The following is a 17520-nucleotide window of genomic DNA, read 5'->3' as shown; positions in this document are numbered from 1 at the left end:
TAAGGCTAAGGTTTCCATTGCAGCACCTGTACCGGCGTAGGAGCTGTATCCGCCTTACCTTCCCCATCTACCTGAGTTACCTTTTGAACAAACAGGTTTAAAAGGGATTTAGTGTCCCAAAGTGCCGTATCAAAACTTGGCTCCCAATCTCCAACCGGTTGATTGTTAAGATCTATTACTTCCCAGGTATTTTGCTCAATAGATTTATTTATCGCTAAAGAGACTTTATTATCACGTTCCTGATCTCTAAAAATAAGTGCCACAGCCTGTTTTCCATTTTTCTTCCAGGAAATAATCTGTGGCCTGGAAATCGGAATCTTTTTAGTACCGCCTCCACTAAGTGAAAATGGTGTCTTCCTGAAGTTTGCAGATAACGTTTTCCAGCCGTTAACATTTTTATAAACGATATGAAATTGTGGAATGACAGCATCAGTATCTCTCCAGTAAGTAGCAATAAAAATCCCCCCCTGTCCGTCGGCATACATGGAGGTTTGATTAATCAGTTCACTTTTCTGAGGAATCTTTACCAGGTATTCTGCATTACCAGCATTTATAGGGAGTTCATACTTTTTGTCATCTGATGTTTGCCAGGTTTTACCACCATCGGTTGATTTTGCATAGCACAGATCATGATTGCTGGCAATATCTGGCGACTCCCGCCAAACCCAACTGATATGGAGGGTGCCTTTTTTGTCTATCGTAGTTTGCCAATATGCATTCCTTGCTCCTTGTCCATCAATTAAATTATCCTGTACCCTAATCCAGGTCTTTGTTTTCAAGCTATACCTATTGATCATCAGGTTACCATTTCCAGATCCTCCGTCACGATAGAAAAAAAGCAAATTTCCGTCTTTTAACTTATAAAATTCCGGGTAACTTACTTTACCTTCCTTCTCCGCAATCATATTGATTTTATTGCCCAATGCTAAAGATCCGGGAGCAACACTTTTGGCATAGTTTAACGGGTTATTGTGTTGGCCCCAAGCTATGTGAATAAAACCTGATCCATCTACGATAATACTGATGGATTTATGTGCATCGGTAGCGTCTCCTTTATACTGACTTGGCTTAATTTCCCAGCTGGTTTCATTTATTTTTCGCTTGGCCAATACTACAGTCTGGTTTTCGTCATAATAGGCAGCATATTGATATCCCTGATGTGTGAATAATGAATTCTTTCTAAAGATTACTGCATTTACAGAATTTTTAGCCCAGCCATTTTTAGCAATGGTTACTAAATTATGCTCCTGGGCATGGCAAGAAAAGGCCCAGACCAATATACCCAGTGTGAGTAAATACTGATATCTGTTTTTTATGCTATTGAATATTAAATTGCTCAACTTTTTATATTTGGTTTTTCGAAGTACACCAATTTTACGATTATTTATAGGGGGCTGAATAACATTTTAAGGGGGGCTATTTAATAAAAAAAGCTCTTTTTGATATTTAAACTTAGTTTTCGGCTATAAATTGGTATTCAGGCTGTAATGCTTATGGAAAGTTTTCCGATGTTTTTTAATGAAATCAGATGGTGTTAGTTTAAACTGTTTTTGAAATTGTTCTCTAAAATATTTGATGTCATTTATACCTACCCTAAATGCGGCCTCATTAATATTTAGATTGGTGTTGATTAATAATTCTGCTGCTTTTCTGATTCGGATGAACCGGATAAAACTGTTAATGGAAAGACCAGATGTAGTTTTAATTTTTTTATAAAGATTAGAATGACTCATTCCCAAATCTGAAGCCAGCCGCTTTACATTAAACTCGGTCTCCATCAGGTTTTCTTCAATAATGGTAATGCACTTCTGCAGGAAACCCTTGTCTTCCTGAGATACTTTATAGGCATCTGACTTTAGGGTTATTTCATTATAAAAATACGACTGAAGATTGGTTCTGGTCTTAATCACACTATTAATCTTGGCGGTAAACAGCTCTTTGTCAAAAGGTTTACTGATAAAATCATAAGCGCCGGCTTCTAAGCCCGTTAACCGCATTTCATTGCTCGGATCAGCTGTTAATAAAATAACAGGAATATGGCTAAGCGCCTGATCTTCTTTTACCGCTTTACAAAGCTCAATACCGTTTAATCCATCCATATTGACATCAGAGATGATAATATCTGGCAGGAAATCCTGTGCGGCTTTTAACCCATCTAAGCCATTCTCTGCCCTGTAAATTTTAAAGGTATTTTTAAAAATCTGCTGAATGTAGTCTAATACCTCCTCATTATCATCAATAATCAGGATGGTATGTAAATCTGAAATCAACAATTCTAAATTCCCTGTTCTTTCCTGTTCTGCACGATCTTCCTCTTCTTCCTGTGAAATCAGTTCATTTACATAAGTTAGTTCATTTTCAAATCCATCGTTTTGAAGGCTAGTGGTTGTGGCAGACAATTCAGGCAAATCGATCGTAAATGTTGTGCCTTCTCCCTTCCTGGTTTGATAAGAAATGGTGCCTTTATGCAGTTCGACAAAATTTTTAACCAGGTATAAACCGATACCAAAACCTATTTTAAGTGAGGTATTGTTCATTACTTTGTAAAACTTGTCAAACAATTTATCTCCTACCTCCTCCGGAATGCCCGGACCACTATCGCTTACACTTATCCGGATGTATCCTCCTTCTGAAACGATATTTAAATGTACAGAACCCGCTTTAGGTGTAAATTTTAAGGCATTAGATAGGAGATTGAAAAGAATAATTTCTAATTTCTCTTTATCTGCCTGAATTTTTAAACTTTCATCTTCACAATTAAAAGTATAATCAATCTGGTTATTTTTGGCCAGATAACTAAAACACATGAAAATTTCTTTAGCAAATTTATAGAGATTGAGTTCTACAATTTTAAGTGATTCATTTTCACTTTCGGTTTTTCTAAAAAGCAGTAACTGATCGACCAAACTGAGCAACCTTCTCGAATTACGGTAAACCACATTCAAATCGTTTTTTTCAGCGCCAGACTCTTTTGTACTTAAAATATCCTTAATTGGATTTACGATCAGTGTTAATGGTGTACGCAATTCATGAGAGATATTGGTAAAGAAATTAAGTTTCTTTTCGTTTAACTCTTTCTCTTTTTCCATCTTCAGATTGGCAATTTCAACCTCATGTTTTAATCTGTGCTGCCTTTTTCTATATAACCAAAACAAATAGTAGAGGCTAGAAACAGCAACAAAATACAAACAATAGGCCCACCAGGTGCGATACCATGGTGGCAAAATCGTAATGTGGATAATTTTCTCGTTGGTACTCCAAACACCCTCTGTATCCGTGCTTTTAATATGCAATTTGTAATCTCCTTCATTCAGCCTCGAATAGTAAGCTGTATTGAGCTTATCTACAAAATTCCAGTCTCTATCCCAACCCTCTAAAAAATAGGCATACTTGATCTGGTCCTGAAAAGAATATTCAATGGCAGCAAAATCAACAGAAATAACAGCAGAATTAAAAGGAATGGATATTTTTTGGAGATTAACAACAGATGAAGCATTGTTAAAATATGGATCATCATCTATTGGCACGTTGTTTACCCTGAAATCGGTTAACACAAGCGGAGGAACTCTTTTATTGATCCGGATACTATCAGAAAAAAATTTATTAAAGCCTTTAATACCACCAAAAAGAAACTCCCCGTTATTTAATTTCAATGCAGCATTGTAATTAAATTGATTGCTTTGCAGCCCGTCTGTAGCAAAGTAATTTTTAAAACTTGCAGATTTGATATTGAATTTAGAAAGTCCGTTATAAGTACTGCACCAAAGATTACCACTGTTATCCTCTAAAATATTAAGGATAGAATTACTTGGAAGTCCGTTTGCTTCTATATAACGTACAAACTTATGGCTATTTCTATTGAAACTTAATAACCCACCTCCTTCAGTACCAATCCAGAAATTGTGAAAGCGATCTTCATGAATGGCCCTGATGGCAGAGTTTACAGGAATAAACTCATGCTTTTTTCTAATGGGATCTATTTTAATTAAATGGGTATAGTTTCCTGCCCATAATGTTCCGTACTGATCTTCATAAATAGTATGAATATCTATCAGATTATTATCAAACAATTCAAATTGATCGGCTTTAGCGTTGAACAGGTACAAGGCACCACCTTTTGTGGTTCCTGCCCAAAGGTTTCCTTTGGTATCCTGAAAAAGCTTCCAGAGATTTACATCCTCAACCCCTTTTACCGTATTATAACAGCGGTAATGCTTAAATTTTTGCGTACCCGGCTCAAAACGATCAATCCCGCCACTAAAAGACGCCACCCATATGGTATTTCGGCTATCTTTTAAGATGCTCGTAACAAAATTACTGGTTAGTGACTCTCTATCATTTGGATTATGTACAAAATTATTAAACTTATTAGTCCTGGGATTCCAGATACTTAAACCTCCCCCATCGGTACCTATCCAAATATTGTGATCTGCATCCTCACAGAAAGAAAGCACAAAATTATTAACCAGCGTATTGCTTTGAAAGGGATCTACCTTGATGGTATTGAACTGAGTATCCTTAAAATCGATAAGATCTACTCCACCACGGAGTGTTGCAATCCATTTTCGTGATTCACGATCTTCTAAAATTGCACCAATGGAGTTACTGCTCAGCTGGCCCTTTTCTTTTCCTGCAGTTAAATATGCGGTTTGATTGTTTCGCTTATCGTAAGTGGTAATTCCTCCCCCATCTGTTGCGATCCAGAGGACTTTGCTTTTATCCATTTTTAAGCTCATGATATTTTCATTGCTCAACTTAAATGGTGCTCTTTTTAAAGTCCTGGCCCCTTTATCAAAAATGAACAGACCATTTTCTGTTCCTATCCACAATTGATTATTATCATCATTTAAAAGCTGTGTAACCCCTTTTATTTTACTAAAGGCAAGCTTAAGCTGGCCATTTTTCCAGGTATATAGACCGTGATCTTTGATGAAAAACCACAATGTATGGTCCTGATCAAAATTTGTAGCCTTTACGGAGTAGGTACTATTATTTCGAATAGCAAGTGAATGCGCTTTATTAGTGCCATTCTTAACAATCAGCAATCCTTTTGCTTCGGTTGCGATATATGCATCGCCATTTTGACCAATGGAGATTGAATTAATTGCAGCAGTAACCTTATTTTGGGCATTGTTAAGGTAATAAACAGAATGAATTTTAGTGTCTGTATAATCAAAGTAGGAAATGCCTTTTTGAGTACCGATCCAGACACGATCTTTCGAATCGCCATTGAGGGTAATTATATGATTATTAATCAAAGAATTATCATTACCCCACTTATTACGAAAAACCTTAAAATTGTAACCATCATAACGATTCAATCCATCGTATGTACCCATCCAGATAAACCCAAAGCGATCCTGATAGAGTGAATTAACTACGTTGTTAGAAAGACCGTCTTCTACGCCCAGGTATTTTATCGTTTTTTTTTCCGACTGCCCAAAACAAAAGCAATAACTAAATAATAAACAAGTAATTACCCTGATTGATTTAGACATAAATTGAATTCAGCGGATGATGGATTGAGTATTTGGTTTCAAAAATAAAAGTACGCAATATTCTCAATAATGTCACTTTAACGTTTAAAACCTTAAAACCAACTGAATTTCAACATCTTAATTATTCGAGGTTCTTTTTAAACACCTTCAGCATAGCAGATACATGGACTGCTTTATCCTGGTGAAGCCCTGCCATACACACTTAAGCAATCTTCTCTATACATTAAACAGAATTTATTTCAGAACCTTTTCTCAAAGATGCTAATCTTAAAAATAAGCAAGACGATAGTACATGGGATTTTACTCCAACCTATTAGTGCAGCATTTTTTCAGCTACGCTATTAATTGAATTAGACAAAAAAAGGGTTGCTTTTGGCAACCCCTGTATTTATTTTCCCTGATTAAGTTTTTTTATCAGATTCACTTCATCTTGTCTGTATGGTGTTCCATCAGGATTAAAAATTTCATGGAACCACTCGATCGGGTCGCTACCATCAGCCAGTGGGGTATCCCATGCGTATTTGGTATTGGTTTTCCCTGCAACAAAGCCCCAGTTTATCGCACCTACATTTTCTTTTTTGAGCAAAGGAAGGATATTAGAAAAGCGACTGTTGCGGGTTCTGGCCATATACTCTGTACAGATAAGGGGTTTTCCGTGGGCTTTTAACAGATTGATCGTTCTTTCATGCCATTGCGGTTCTTCGTAATTGTGATACGTGATTACGTCTGAATTAGCAATTTGAATGGCATTCAGTTTTTCATAATTCCAATCCCATAAACCAATAGTAATGGGCTGCTCAGGATTTACTTCTCTTGCCCATTTAATTTCGGCAGTTAGTAAAGGAATTGTTGACTCCAGTTTGCCGCTATTTCCGGGTTCATTGTACAAATCCCACATTAAAATACGTTTGTCTTTACCAAAACGTGTTAAAATATCTTTCACATATTTTTCTAATGCCGGAAAATTGGCAGTTTCCTTAGAATTTGGATCTCCGGGATCTTGTAACCAACCAGAGTTGTGTACGCCTGTTTTTGGGGCAGGTTGCTTGCCGGGCGTTGATGTTTTGTTCCAGCAATCGTCGAAAAACACAAACATTGGCTGTATACCATGCTTTTGGCTAATGGTTAAAAACTGATCAATTCGTTTCTTAAAGCCTTCTGCATCCTGATTCCAGGCTTGGCTATGCAAAAACACGCGCATGGTATTAAATCCGATTTGTTGTGCCCAACCCAATTCTTTATCAATTAATTCCGGGCTGAAAGTATCCGCCTGCCACATTTCCAATTGGTTAATGGCATTTGCAGGAATGTAGTTGGCGCCAGTTAGCCACTTGTGTTCTGCGTACCATTGATTGGCTTTTTCGGCCGACCATACCGTACCTGTTGCTGCAGTTTTTGCTTTTTGTGCAAAACTACCTGTTGATATCGCCAGGATCGATAGCCCAAGTAATAGTTTTTTCATGTTCATATCTGAGTTTTTGATGTTTATTATTTTTTATGTTCTGAGGGAATGGCTAATTCAGTATCTCTCTTTACCGGGATACCAAAATTTGGTGTTCCATCAGCATTCCAGGTAAACTTTTGTGCCCGTGGAGTGCGGAAACCTCCGCAGCCTTGTCCGGGCTTGTCATTTGCATGATATAAAATCCAGTCTTCTTTACCATCAGGCGATTTGAAAAAGGAATTGTGTCCCGGTGCATAAACGCCATTTTCTACCGACTTTTGAAATACAGGTTGCGTAGCTTTGGTCCAGGAGTGGGGATCAAGCAGATTGCTCTTTAATGAAGCGGTTAACATGCCCAAGGCATAAAAATCTGTCCAACAACCACTGGCCGAGTAAACAACAAATACTTTATCCCCGTGAACCAAAAATTGTGGCCCTTCATTCACATCCACATGTGGCGGATTATTGGCATCATTAAGGTCTCCTACTTTCTCCCAATCGAATTTTGGACTTGAAATTTTAACGCGTTCGCCGCTCACCGTCCATGGATTTTTAAGCTTAGCTATAAATATTTCCTGTTTACCGTTTACATCACCTTCCCATCCCGACCAAACCATATATAATTGTCCATTTATTTGAGCTACATCTCCATCAATTGCCCATTTATTGGTAGAATCTGTAATCTGCCCTTTGAAAATCCATTCACCTTCCATGGGATCTTTAGCCGAATTTTCAAGCACATACATCCTATGATTTTCATTTCTACCATTATCTGCAGCAAAATATGCGTACCATTTACCATTTAAAAACATCACTTCGGGCGCCCATATATTTCTCGAATAAGGACCCGCAGCAGGAGCTTTCCAAATGGTTTTATGCGCTGCATCCTTTAAACCTTCTAAAGTTTTACTTTTCCACAAGTCAATCCTGTTTCCACCAGTATGGGTGTAATAATAATAGCCATCTTTATAATAACTGTAAGGATCGGCCCCACGTGGTAAAAGCGGATTTTTAAAGGTTTGTGCTTGTATAACTTCCACTGAGAAAAGTGACAATACAAGCAGGAGTAAAATTGCTCTCATATTAGATTATTTATATCTGGTTAGTTCCAATCTAAATTCAAAACACGACTTTTTGAACCAGATACACAATGTAAAGCGTATCATAATTTCAACATCACGTATCATTTTAAATTATTGGGTTAAAAATTTGAGGGTATTAGGGATAACCCGCCACTCTAATTCTTGTTTATGTTTTGCTACTTTCACATCAACTATAGCTGTTAGCCTGGGTGAAACCTTTTTAGCACTGCGGTGGGTATGAAATACATACTTGATTTTCCCTGTTTTATCGGTAAAAAAATCGCCATGCCCCGTACCATTGAATCCTATGTTCTTTCTGCTGAGTATTGGGTTTTGAATCACTTTTTTCCAGGGGCCATAAGGCGAGGATGAAATGGCGTAACCTACAGCATAATCAATATTTCTAAAATCGTTTGCCGAATAAAAAAGGTAATATAAGCTTCCTTTTTTTATAACGGTAGGGCCTTCAGTAACGGACCAATTTACAGCTTGTGTATTTTCCCAGGTTTGGGTAGCGGTAATGCATTCTTTTAAGGTTTCTTCCCTTACCGCAGAAAAATCAGCATTTAGTTCTGCTACAAAGATTCTATTTCCTTTGGATAACCGTACATGGTATAAGTAAAACTTCCCATCATTGTCTTTAAAAACGAAGGGATCTATCTGCAAACCATCGGCTGGTAAGGGCTTTAATTCTTTTTGCTTAAATGGCCCCAATGGGTTATCGCTTTCGGCAATGGCAATTCGCTCATTTGCAGTGTAAGCCATAAAATATTTCGCTCCTTGCTTAAATACTTGTGGTGCCCAGAATCCCTTGGTTCCAAAACTTTGACCCTTAGAAAGCGCAAATCCGCCGCTATTTTTACCTACAGGACCTGACCATTTCTTCAGGTCGGTTGATTGATAAACCAGAAATCCGTCATCACTGCTCGTACCATATAAATAATAAATTCCTTTATCTAAGAAAATAGTGGGGTCTGCAACCGCAATGGTATCAGTAACGGAATAAATGCCGGATTTAAGCTCAATTCCTTTACTAAAAGCCTGGCCCAGGCTCAAAGCAAGGGCCAGGATAAGAAAACTATATTTTTTCAATATCACCTGTTATTCAATTTTGAATCCAATAGCTTTATGGCATAACCACCAACCACGCTCCTGGCCTGGAAACCTACTTGCTTTCCATCTGTGGTTTCATGCCAATCGCTTAGTGGCACACGCGTTGGCGTTTCTACCGAGAATTTATAGATCGGGTTGATAAATTTATCGAAATCAGCACGATTATCCGTCAAAGTTGCTGTCCACATAATCCAATCTGATTTGGTATACGTTTTTCGACTGTCTAAAGGAAGTCCAAACGCATTTTGCCTGGTCAGGTAAAAATCGATCTCTTTTTTATATACTTCTTTAGGGAAAATATCAAGATTTAAAACCTTATCCCAAACCAGGTTATATTTTTGGCTCCAGGTATTCTTTTTATCGAATGTTAAGGCAAAGTGATCACCATCATTGGCCATTTGAATCCATTTTGCTGACATATCTTTAGCCATAAGGGTATACTTATTGGCTTCTTCAGCTTTTCCCAACATTTTAGCCAGCATACCGTAGCCACCTAAACCCACTATCGCTTTAACTGAAAGATTGGTGTTTCTGGCCAAATGACCAGCAAAATCATCTGTACACAGCTGATTTGCAGGATCGAAACCTTCTTTACTCAGGTAATCTGCCCAAACGCTCAGGGTTTGCCAGTGTTTTTTAGCGTAATCGGCATTTCCTTCTACTTTGGCAATTGCTGCTGTAAGAATGATCATATTACCTGACTCCTCTACCGGCATATCCTCTCCATATGTTTGACCGTTTGCTAATGGATAAGTTCCTAAATCGTGTGCTGCAAAAGGTTTTTTCCATTTCCCACTTTCACTGTAGTAGAAAATACCATTCAGCATTCCTTTCAATAAATCGGGATTGTAGGTTAAAAAAAGAGGTGCAGACGGATAAGTCACATCAACAGTATTGATTGAGCCATTGCTGAAATTTTCCTTTGATAAAAATAAGATATCTCCATTTGGTGCCTGCACCAGTTTGTGAGCGGAAATGGCCTGGCGATAGGCAATATCATTCAATTTGGCATATTTCTCCCCACCTGCTTTTACGTTATCAGTATGAAATGTATGGTTAAAAGCAGCGCATTTTTGCAGTACAGCGGGGTACGATGTTGCCGCCTCGGTCAATACATTTTCTATTTTCTTGTTGCCATCTTTATTCCACCATGACCGAAGGTTTTCACCAAAATATTGAACTGCATACAAATCATCATATGCCACCAAAACCTGCTTCTCTGCAATCTTTTGACCATTCACCGTAAAAGGCATCACCGTTGCCAAGGTTAAGCTTTTACCCTTCAATGCAGGTGTAGCATTCAACTTTCCCTGGATAAAGGCGGTAGGATCTGTTGTTAAATATTGTTTTCCATCCTTTTGATTTAGCGCTACATATGCATATCCCCAATCAATCCTCACATCATCTCCCTTTTTCTTTAAAACAGGTTGTTCTACAGTACCTGCTTTAAGGATGGATAAGTTTCCACTGGTATAGCTTTTGGCTTCTACTTCCTGAAATTTAGTATTCACAGCCAAATCTGATGAAGCCCCGAAATAAACTTCTGCCTGATGGGCTTTGCCATCATTGGCCCTTACCTTGAAGTTTACATAAGAAACCGGTCTGGCTAATAAATTAAGGTCGTTCATTAAAAGCGGTGATGTAAAAGCCACTTCTAAATCGACTTTTCCACAGTTAAAATTGTAAGTTGTCTGCGTAGCGTTGATCTTTACATCTGTCTGTTTTGCAGCAATTAAATTTTGCAATTGTGCAGCTGGTTTTTCGTATACAATGCCTGCATCAATAAATTGGCCGCCACCTGTATTTCTAACATGGATAGCCAAAACATTTTGCCCTTTCTTAAGTTTGCTACGATCAATCGGAACATAAATATATTTGCCCACGAAGCACTGACAATCATAAATAGATTCTCCGTTTAAGAACACTTCTGCATTATCGTCATGACTAATTTTAAGGCTCAGTTGCTGATTGGGGATTTCAGTTACATCAAATGTTCTTCTTAACCATATATTATCTGTTCTCCATTGTGTTTTCGCCTGTCCATCGCCAAAAGTACCCGTTCCGGTTTTCCACTGCTGATCATCAAAATTGGTTTTCTCCCATCCATTGGCAGGTTTTTGTTCGGTATACTTTGCCTGATAAGGCTTTTCATCGGCCCCTGGTACAACAGAAATATAAGTTTTATCTACGTTTCCTAAAAAACTGTAGGTTTTGCCATCTACTTTGATCATCCCGATTAAGGATTGCGTAGCGCCTGTCCAGTGTCTGGTGGGCGACTCATTCAGCTGATCGCTGAAAGACCAAACACTAAAATATGGATCGTGTGTAATAAGCGGGTATGCAGGTGCCTTTCGTTCTTGCGCAAAAGAGAAAACAGCACTGCATGCCAGGGAAAAAAACAGGGAAAATTTTTTCATGTGTGTTTGAATGATTAGGAAGCTGTCGGGCAGATCTTAAACCTGCTATCCCGACAGCTTTTTTTATAGGTAGAGTTAAAAAGTTACTTTTTGAGAAGGGCTAAAAATCATATCCTCCACCCCTGCTATCTTCACACCAATACGGGCAAAGACATAGTTTTGCGTGGGTACAAGGGAAGGAATGGTTACTGACATATTCAGATTGTTCAAATCTGCAATGGCTGTACCTGTTAAATCTTGTGCAGCAATGTTGTTTCCTCCATCTACAAACTGGGTTTTATTGATGTACAAACTTACACGTTCTACATCCTTCGCATTTGCATCAGTGATGATTTTCTCTAATTTACAACTGGCATTTACTTTACCAGATGCTGCTGCAACAGCAACACTTCTGATCATGTAATAAGGCAATATCTCTAAATCCATCGTCTTACTGCCACTGATTTGCACAGCTATGGTATCTTGTCTTCCTGCTGAATTTTTAGGCCATAAAAAAGGGCCTTGGTTAGCAGTAAACACCAATTTATAGTTACCATCAAATAATTTTGCTCCGAAAGTTCCTTCCTGGGTGACGTTTACATTGATGGCGCCATTATTACCAAAACCAGGTTGCCAAAGTTCAAAATTTACGTTTCCGTACTGTACGCCAATGGCTTCTCCCTTGTATACCAGCCGACCAGTAAAATCGGCCGCAGGTGCATCGTAATTATCCTTTTTACAGGAAGCAAAAATTACGGTGGCTAGTAGCATGATGATATAAACTCTATTTTTCATGTTCTTATGTCTTGATAATAAATTATTGATTTGGATTTCTTACAATCTTCGGATTTCTGTTGATGATATCCTGATTGATCAGCGAGTAATAATTGCCTAAACGGAAACGATGTGCAGCGGTTACACGGCTTGGTTTTACTACTTTGAAAATGTATTTATTGTGATTTGCATTACCTGGATTGTAATATTTGTAAGGCCACAAACCAAACACCTGTGTACTGGTTCTGGTTGCCGAACCTATATTCGTGGCATTAATAAAATCAGCATTGCTCATATTATTGCCGTTCCAAACTTTATCGGCTAATCTCCAACGTTTCATATCCCAAAGTTCATGTCCTTCGAAAGCCAGTTCTACCTTACGTTCGTGTACGATGCGATCGAAAGTCATATCAGCAGCGGTTAAGGCAGTAGTTAAACCAGCTCTATCTCTTACGGGTTTCAAATAACCTGCAGCTGCTCCTAAATCGCCCAATTGAAATGCCGCTTCAGCAGCGTTTAACAAAACTTCTGCATAGCGATACCTGATCCACCAAACTTCGCTTCTGGTACCAATCTGGCCGGAACCTGCAGCAGGATCTAAATATTTGCGAACATAAAAGCCTGATTGAGCACTGAATTCCAAACCATCAACAGGCCCATCGCCACCAACTACCTGTACACTTCCAGGATTTCCAGGGAGTACATCAGTTTTACTTTGTCCAAAATTATCTCCGGTAACAATGCTTCCATTAGCCAGTTGATAGCCTGCCCAGATATCTACCCTATTTCCTTTGAACAAAGTTCCGGGTAAAATAACCGTTCCGGCTAAACGGGCATCTCTACCTGCAAAAATATCTGTAATACCAGTATAATAAACCGGGTTTCCAGAACCATCGGTAATTGGAAAAGAGGCGTATGTATTATCTAATTTCTCGAAAGATTGAACCAAATTCAAAGATGGATTTAAACGCCCGCCCTGTGCTTCCTCTGCAGAAGAACGTGGCTGGTTATCAATGGTAAATCCATGAACCTTATTGGTTTTCAATTTGAAGTCTTTCACAAAGATTACTTCCGGATTATTTCCTTTATCCGTAAATAAACTGGCAAAATTCTCTGATAGATTTGGGTTTTTCTGGTAAAGTGAATATTTACCATCTGTTATAATTTCTTTAGCGGCATTTAGCGATTTCGTAAAATAGGCATTGGCTAAAGCGGCCGGAATACCTACTTCGCCATTTGGAAGCATCAGTTGCGATGTACTGTATTTTGCAATAGATCCGGCATATAGTGCAGCTCTTGATTCCATTGCTAAGGCTGCAGCTTTGGTTGCCCTGCTCTGAACTGTTGCCGAGTTAGGCAAAAGGCCTTTAATGGCTTCTAATTCTGCAATTACGAAATCATAAACTTCTGTTTCTTTTGCTCTAGGACGTTGCAGGTAAGTAGGGTCTCCGCTAAAGTCATAAGTTAAAGGCTCTGTAATTAAAGGTACACCACCCATCCTTTTAACCATTTCAAAATAAAGACCTGCACGGATGAATCTTGCTTCGGCCAGGAAACGATCTTTATCCGCTTGTTTTAAAGTGGTAGATTCTTCTCCTTTTTTAATAAAATTATTCAGGTCGCGAACGTAGGCATAATCCCACATGTTCCATGAATCATAATTATATTCCAGATTCTGGTGTCGAAAATAATCACCTCCGGCTGAAGCAAAACCCTCATCAAAATCAGCAAATAACCACCAGGATTCTATTCTTTGAAAATCCGGATAGCGATCATACAAATCACCAATTACAGATAAAACCAAGTTTGGATCCTTCCAGGTAGCCTCAATATCGAGGGTATTGGTAGGCTGTTTATCTAAAAATTCTGAGTCTTTTTTGCATGATTCTCCAAAGGTTAATAATGCAACAGCAGACAATATATAGATGTATTTTTTCATTATTTTAAATTTTGGATGTTTACAGCGTTAATTTGAAACCGATATTGTAAAACTTGTTTTGAGGATATTGTAAACCATTATCATCAGCAATCTCCGGATCCACACCATAATCGCTTAAGTTATCAAGAGAGAAAAGATTGTAACCGTTAACATAAATCCTTGCACTTTGAATTTTAATTTTTTCAGACCATCTTTTAGGAATAGTATAACCTAATTCTAAAGTACGTGCACGCAAATAGCTTACATTGTGCAACCAAAAAGTAGAGTTCTTATTATAGTTACTCAACTGATTATCGTTAAAACGCATAGCAGGATATTTACCAGAAACCCAGGGGCTATTCAAATCATATAGGTTTGTTCTGTGCCAGCTGTCATCAGCAAAGTTTTGCAATAAGGCTCCGGTATTTTGGAAGGGCCATCTTTGCTCCCAGTTCTGATTCCAGGAGTACAATGAGCCACCAGAAAAATCGGCAGTAAAGTCAAAGTTTTTCCATGAACCACCAATGGTGAAACCATACATAACATTCGGCTGGCCGGTAGTGGTATAACCAATAGGACGTTCATCAAGCCCATCAATAACACCATCGCCATTTTGATCTTTATAGATTAAATCTCCGGGAAGCAAGGTTCGGTTTCCTTTTCCATCGATATTTACCCTATAGTTGTTGATTTCATCAATACTTTGAAATTGTCCGGTAACTTCATATCCCCAGAAAATATTATTGTATCTGTTTTCTAAAGAGTTGCGGTATTGATCCCATGAGTTATTGAAACGGGGTTTATATGATTCTAAGAACTTACTTCTGGTGATAGAAAAATTACCACCAACGTTGTAATTGAATTCTCCAATTTTGTTGCGATAGTTTAAAGAAAACTCTGCTCCATATTGCGCATCGCTGTTAATGTTGTAATCAGGAAGATTGTAACCTAGCTCTGCTGGTACGAGGATATCATTTTTTGTTCCCCGCAGCCCGGTACGTTTACGGTAAAAATAATCAACAGTACCATTCAATTTAGAACCGAACAGGGAGAAATCAGCTCCTACGTCAGCGATTCTGCTCTTAAACCAACTTAAAGTATTAATGATTGGTCCTTTATCTCTTGAGGTGGTAATTGTTTTTCCATCCAAAATAACAGTACCCACATTATAGGTATACCCTGGCAAGTAAGCAAAAGGATCCAGGTTGATATTATCATCTCCCAATATCCCGTATGAGGCACGGAATTTCAAATCGTCTAAAATACTGTTTTCACCTAAAAGAGACTTCATAAATCCCTCCTGAGTGATTCTCCAGCCAATAGAAGCAGAAGGAAAATAACCTACACGCCTGTCTGGAGCAAATTTCCAGGAAGCATCTCTTCTTCCGGAAAATTCAACATAGTATTTATTATCGTAGTTGTAGTTTAACCTGGTTACGTAACCAATACGGGCTTCCTCTTGTTGCTGATCAGTAAAATCCTGCCCATCCATATCGGCAAACTGGAGTACAGGTAAAACATTGGTTTGAGGTACTGCATGCTGGAAAGTATAAGTACGGAAACGATCCAATCTTTCTGCTAACAGTAAAGCGCCAACAGTATGCTTGCCGAAAGTACGGTTATAATTGGCCTGTAATTGATAAGTATTGGTTAAAACCTTTTCATTTCTACGCTCACGATAAGGGTTAGAACTTCCTACTTTTTGTTCATAAACACCTGTTTCGGGATGGTAGGTATATACATTATAAGTGTATTCATGACCGTTAATTACGTTGTCTGCAATGTAATAAGAATAAAGTCCTTTTACTTCCAAACCTGTAATCGGTGTGTTATAGGTTGCCGTTAAGTTGGTTTGTAAAACTCTCCAGTCTGATTTCCAATAACCACTTAAGGCCTTACTTTGAACGGCGAACTGCTCGGTATTGTGCCCAATATCATTAGGGTAATTTGGATTACCATTGGCATAGGCCTGTTCAGTTGGGCGGTTTCTCAATAGTGCGAAACGGGCCGCCCAGTAATCATCTCCGCCCGGTACACCTGGTTGATCTCTGGTTTCTACACGACCATTGATTAACATGTTCACTTTAAAACGATCGGTAATCTTAGCTTCTACATTACTTTGAATGTTGGTACGGTTAAATTCGAACTCTCGTGCTGTCCCATAAACACCTTTTTGATCTAAATGGGTAGCGGAGATATAGTATGTTAACTTATCCGATCCGCCTGAAGCGCTTAAATTTACTGAAGACTGTGGGGCATTTGGCGAAATAATCACATCTTTCCAATTCTGACTTTGGTAGCCATACTCGGTTCCTGCTTTCCATTTATCTAATTCTGCCTGTGTAATATCGGTTTTTCCGTTGGCATTCATTTCGGCGGTCGCTTTCCCCAGCATCCACTGATAGGCATCGGTTGTTTCCGGGAACCTCACCCAGTTTTGCCAACCGGTATAAGCATCAACAGAGAAAGAATTTCGTGTACTGTTTTTACCTTTTTTAGTGGTTACGATAATTACCCCATTTGCTGAACGGCTACCATAAATCGCTGCCGATGCATCTTTTAAAACTGTAATGCTTTCTATATCGTTAGGAGAAATATTGTTAAACTGCCCGGCATCCTGCTGAATTCCATCAATTACGTACAAAGGATCACCCATGTTCCGGATTTGAATATTGGCACTTGCTCCTGGTCTTCCATCGGGCATCCGGAAAGAAACCCCAGCCAGTTTTCCTGCCAGACCTGTACTTACAGTAGATCCACCATGTACCTTTTCAAAATCTTTGCTGCTAATGGTGGCAACTGCTCCAGTAATGGCTTCTTTTTTCTGCGTACCATAACCTACTACTACTACATCGGTTAAATCTGTAGAAGAAGATTTTAATTTAGCATTAACAGTAGTACGTCCGTTGATGGCAACTTCCTGATTGGCATAGCCTACGTAGATAAATATCAATGTAGCATTTTTAGCGGCTACAATTTTATACTTACCACTCCCATCGGTAGTGGTTGTAGTAGTGGCATCCTTAACTTTGATACTCACGCCAACTAAGCTCTCTCCTTTTTCGTCGGTAACTGTTCCCGTTACCGTGGCCTGCTCCTGGGCATAAACATTACCCGTGCAAAGCACAATTAAGAATCCAAAAATCAAAAACAGCATTTTTGGCTTACTAAAAGGATTTTGTAGAGGAGACCATGTAGGCCATTTGGCTCCTCCTGAAGAGGATAAAATTTTTCTCATAAGAATTGTTATTTGGTTAGCTCTGCTGTTAAAACCCGCTAGATGTGGTTAAGCAAC

9 protein-coding genes are annotated in these 17520 nt (G+C 38.6%); all 9 read right to left on the bottom strand.

Going from position 1 to position 17520, the window contains the following annotated elements; all coding sequences use genetic code 11:
• Positions 1-5: 5 nt before the first annotated feature.
• The 9 genes from ACQY77_RS20610 to ACQY77_RS20570 all read right to left on the bottom strand — a co-directional run bounded on the left by ACQY77_RS20610 (position 6) and on the right by ACQY77_RS20570 (position 17463).
• On the bottom strand, positions 6-1340 hold the full coding sequence (locus ACQY77_RS20610) for a BNR repeat-containing protein (RefSeq protein ID WP_421940433.1): 1335 nt from the start codon (positions 1338-1340) through the stop codon (positions 6-8).
• A 123-nt stretch (positions 1341-1463) separates the two neighbouring features.
• Entirely contained in the window at positions 1464-5498 is a 4035-nt protein-coding gene (locus tag ACQY77_RS20605; protein ID WP_421940434.1) for a two-component regulator propeller domain-containing protein, read from the bottom strand.
• 388 nt (positions 5499-5886) lie between these two features.
• On the bottom strand, positions 5887-6960 hold the full coding sequence (locus ACQY77_RS20600) for a cellulase family glycosylhydrolase (protein WP_421940435.1): 1074 nt from the start codon (positions 6958-6960) through the stop codon (positions 5887-5889).
• 26 nt (positions 6961-6986) lie between these two features.
• A complete protein-coding gene (locus ACQY77_RS20595; RefSeq protein WP_421940436.1) occupies positions 6987-8024 on the bottom strand; it encodes a family 43 glycosylhydrolase in 1038 nt (345 codons plus the stop codon).
• A 111-nt stretch (positions 8025-8135) separates the two neighbouring features.
• The gene (locus tag ACQY77_RS20590) at positions 8136-9122 is read right to left on the bottom strand and encodes a glycoside hydrolase family 43 protein (RefSeq protein WP_421940437.1); all 987 of its coding nucleotides are present in this window, start codon (positions 9120-9122) and stop codon (positions 8136-8138) included.
• Positions 9119-11554, bottom strand: a complete 2436-nt coding sequence (locus ACQY77_RS20585; protein WP_421940438.1) for a glutaminase domain-containing protein — start codon at positions 11552-11554, stop codon at positions 9119-9121. The genes ACQY77_RS20590 and ACQY77_RS20585 overlap by 4 nt, the downstream gene beginning before the upstream one ends.
• A gap of 75 nt (positions 11555-11629) precedes the next feature.
• On the bottom strand, positions 11630-12328 hold the full coding sequence (locus tag ACQY77_RS20580) for a DUF3823 domain-containing protein (protein WP_421940439.1): 699 nt from the start codon (positions 12326-12328) through the stop codon (positions 11630-11632).
• A gap of 22 nt (positions 12329-12350) precedes the next feature.
• Positions 12351-14246 (bottom strand): RagB/SusD family nutrient uptake outer membrane protein, encoded by a 1896-nt coding sequence (locus tag ACQY77_RS20575; RefSeq protein ID WP_421940440.1) that lies wholly within the window; start codon positions 14244-14246, stop codon positions 12351-12353.
• 19 nt (positions 14247-14265) lie between these two features.
• Positions 14266-17463, bottom strand: a complete 3198-nt coding sequence (locus tag ACQY77_RS20570; RefSeq protein ID WP_421940441.1) for a SusC/RagA family TonB-linked outer membrane protein — start codon at positions 17461-17463, stop codon at positions 14266-14268.
• Positions 17464-17520: the final 57 nt, after the last annotated feature.

It is taken from the genome of Pedobacter sp. (assembly GCF_965279535.1).
Classification (GTDB): Bacteria; Bacteroidota; Bacteroidia; order Sphingobacteriales; family Sphingobacteriaceae; genus Pedobacter.
This window is presented reverse-complemented; position numbering and strand designations above follow the sequence as displayed.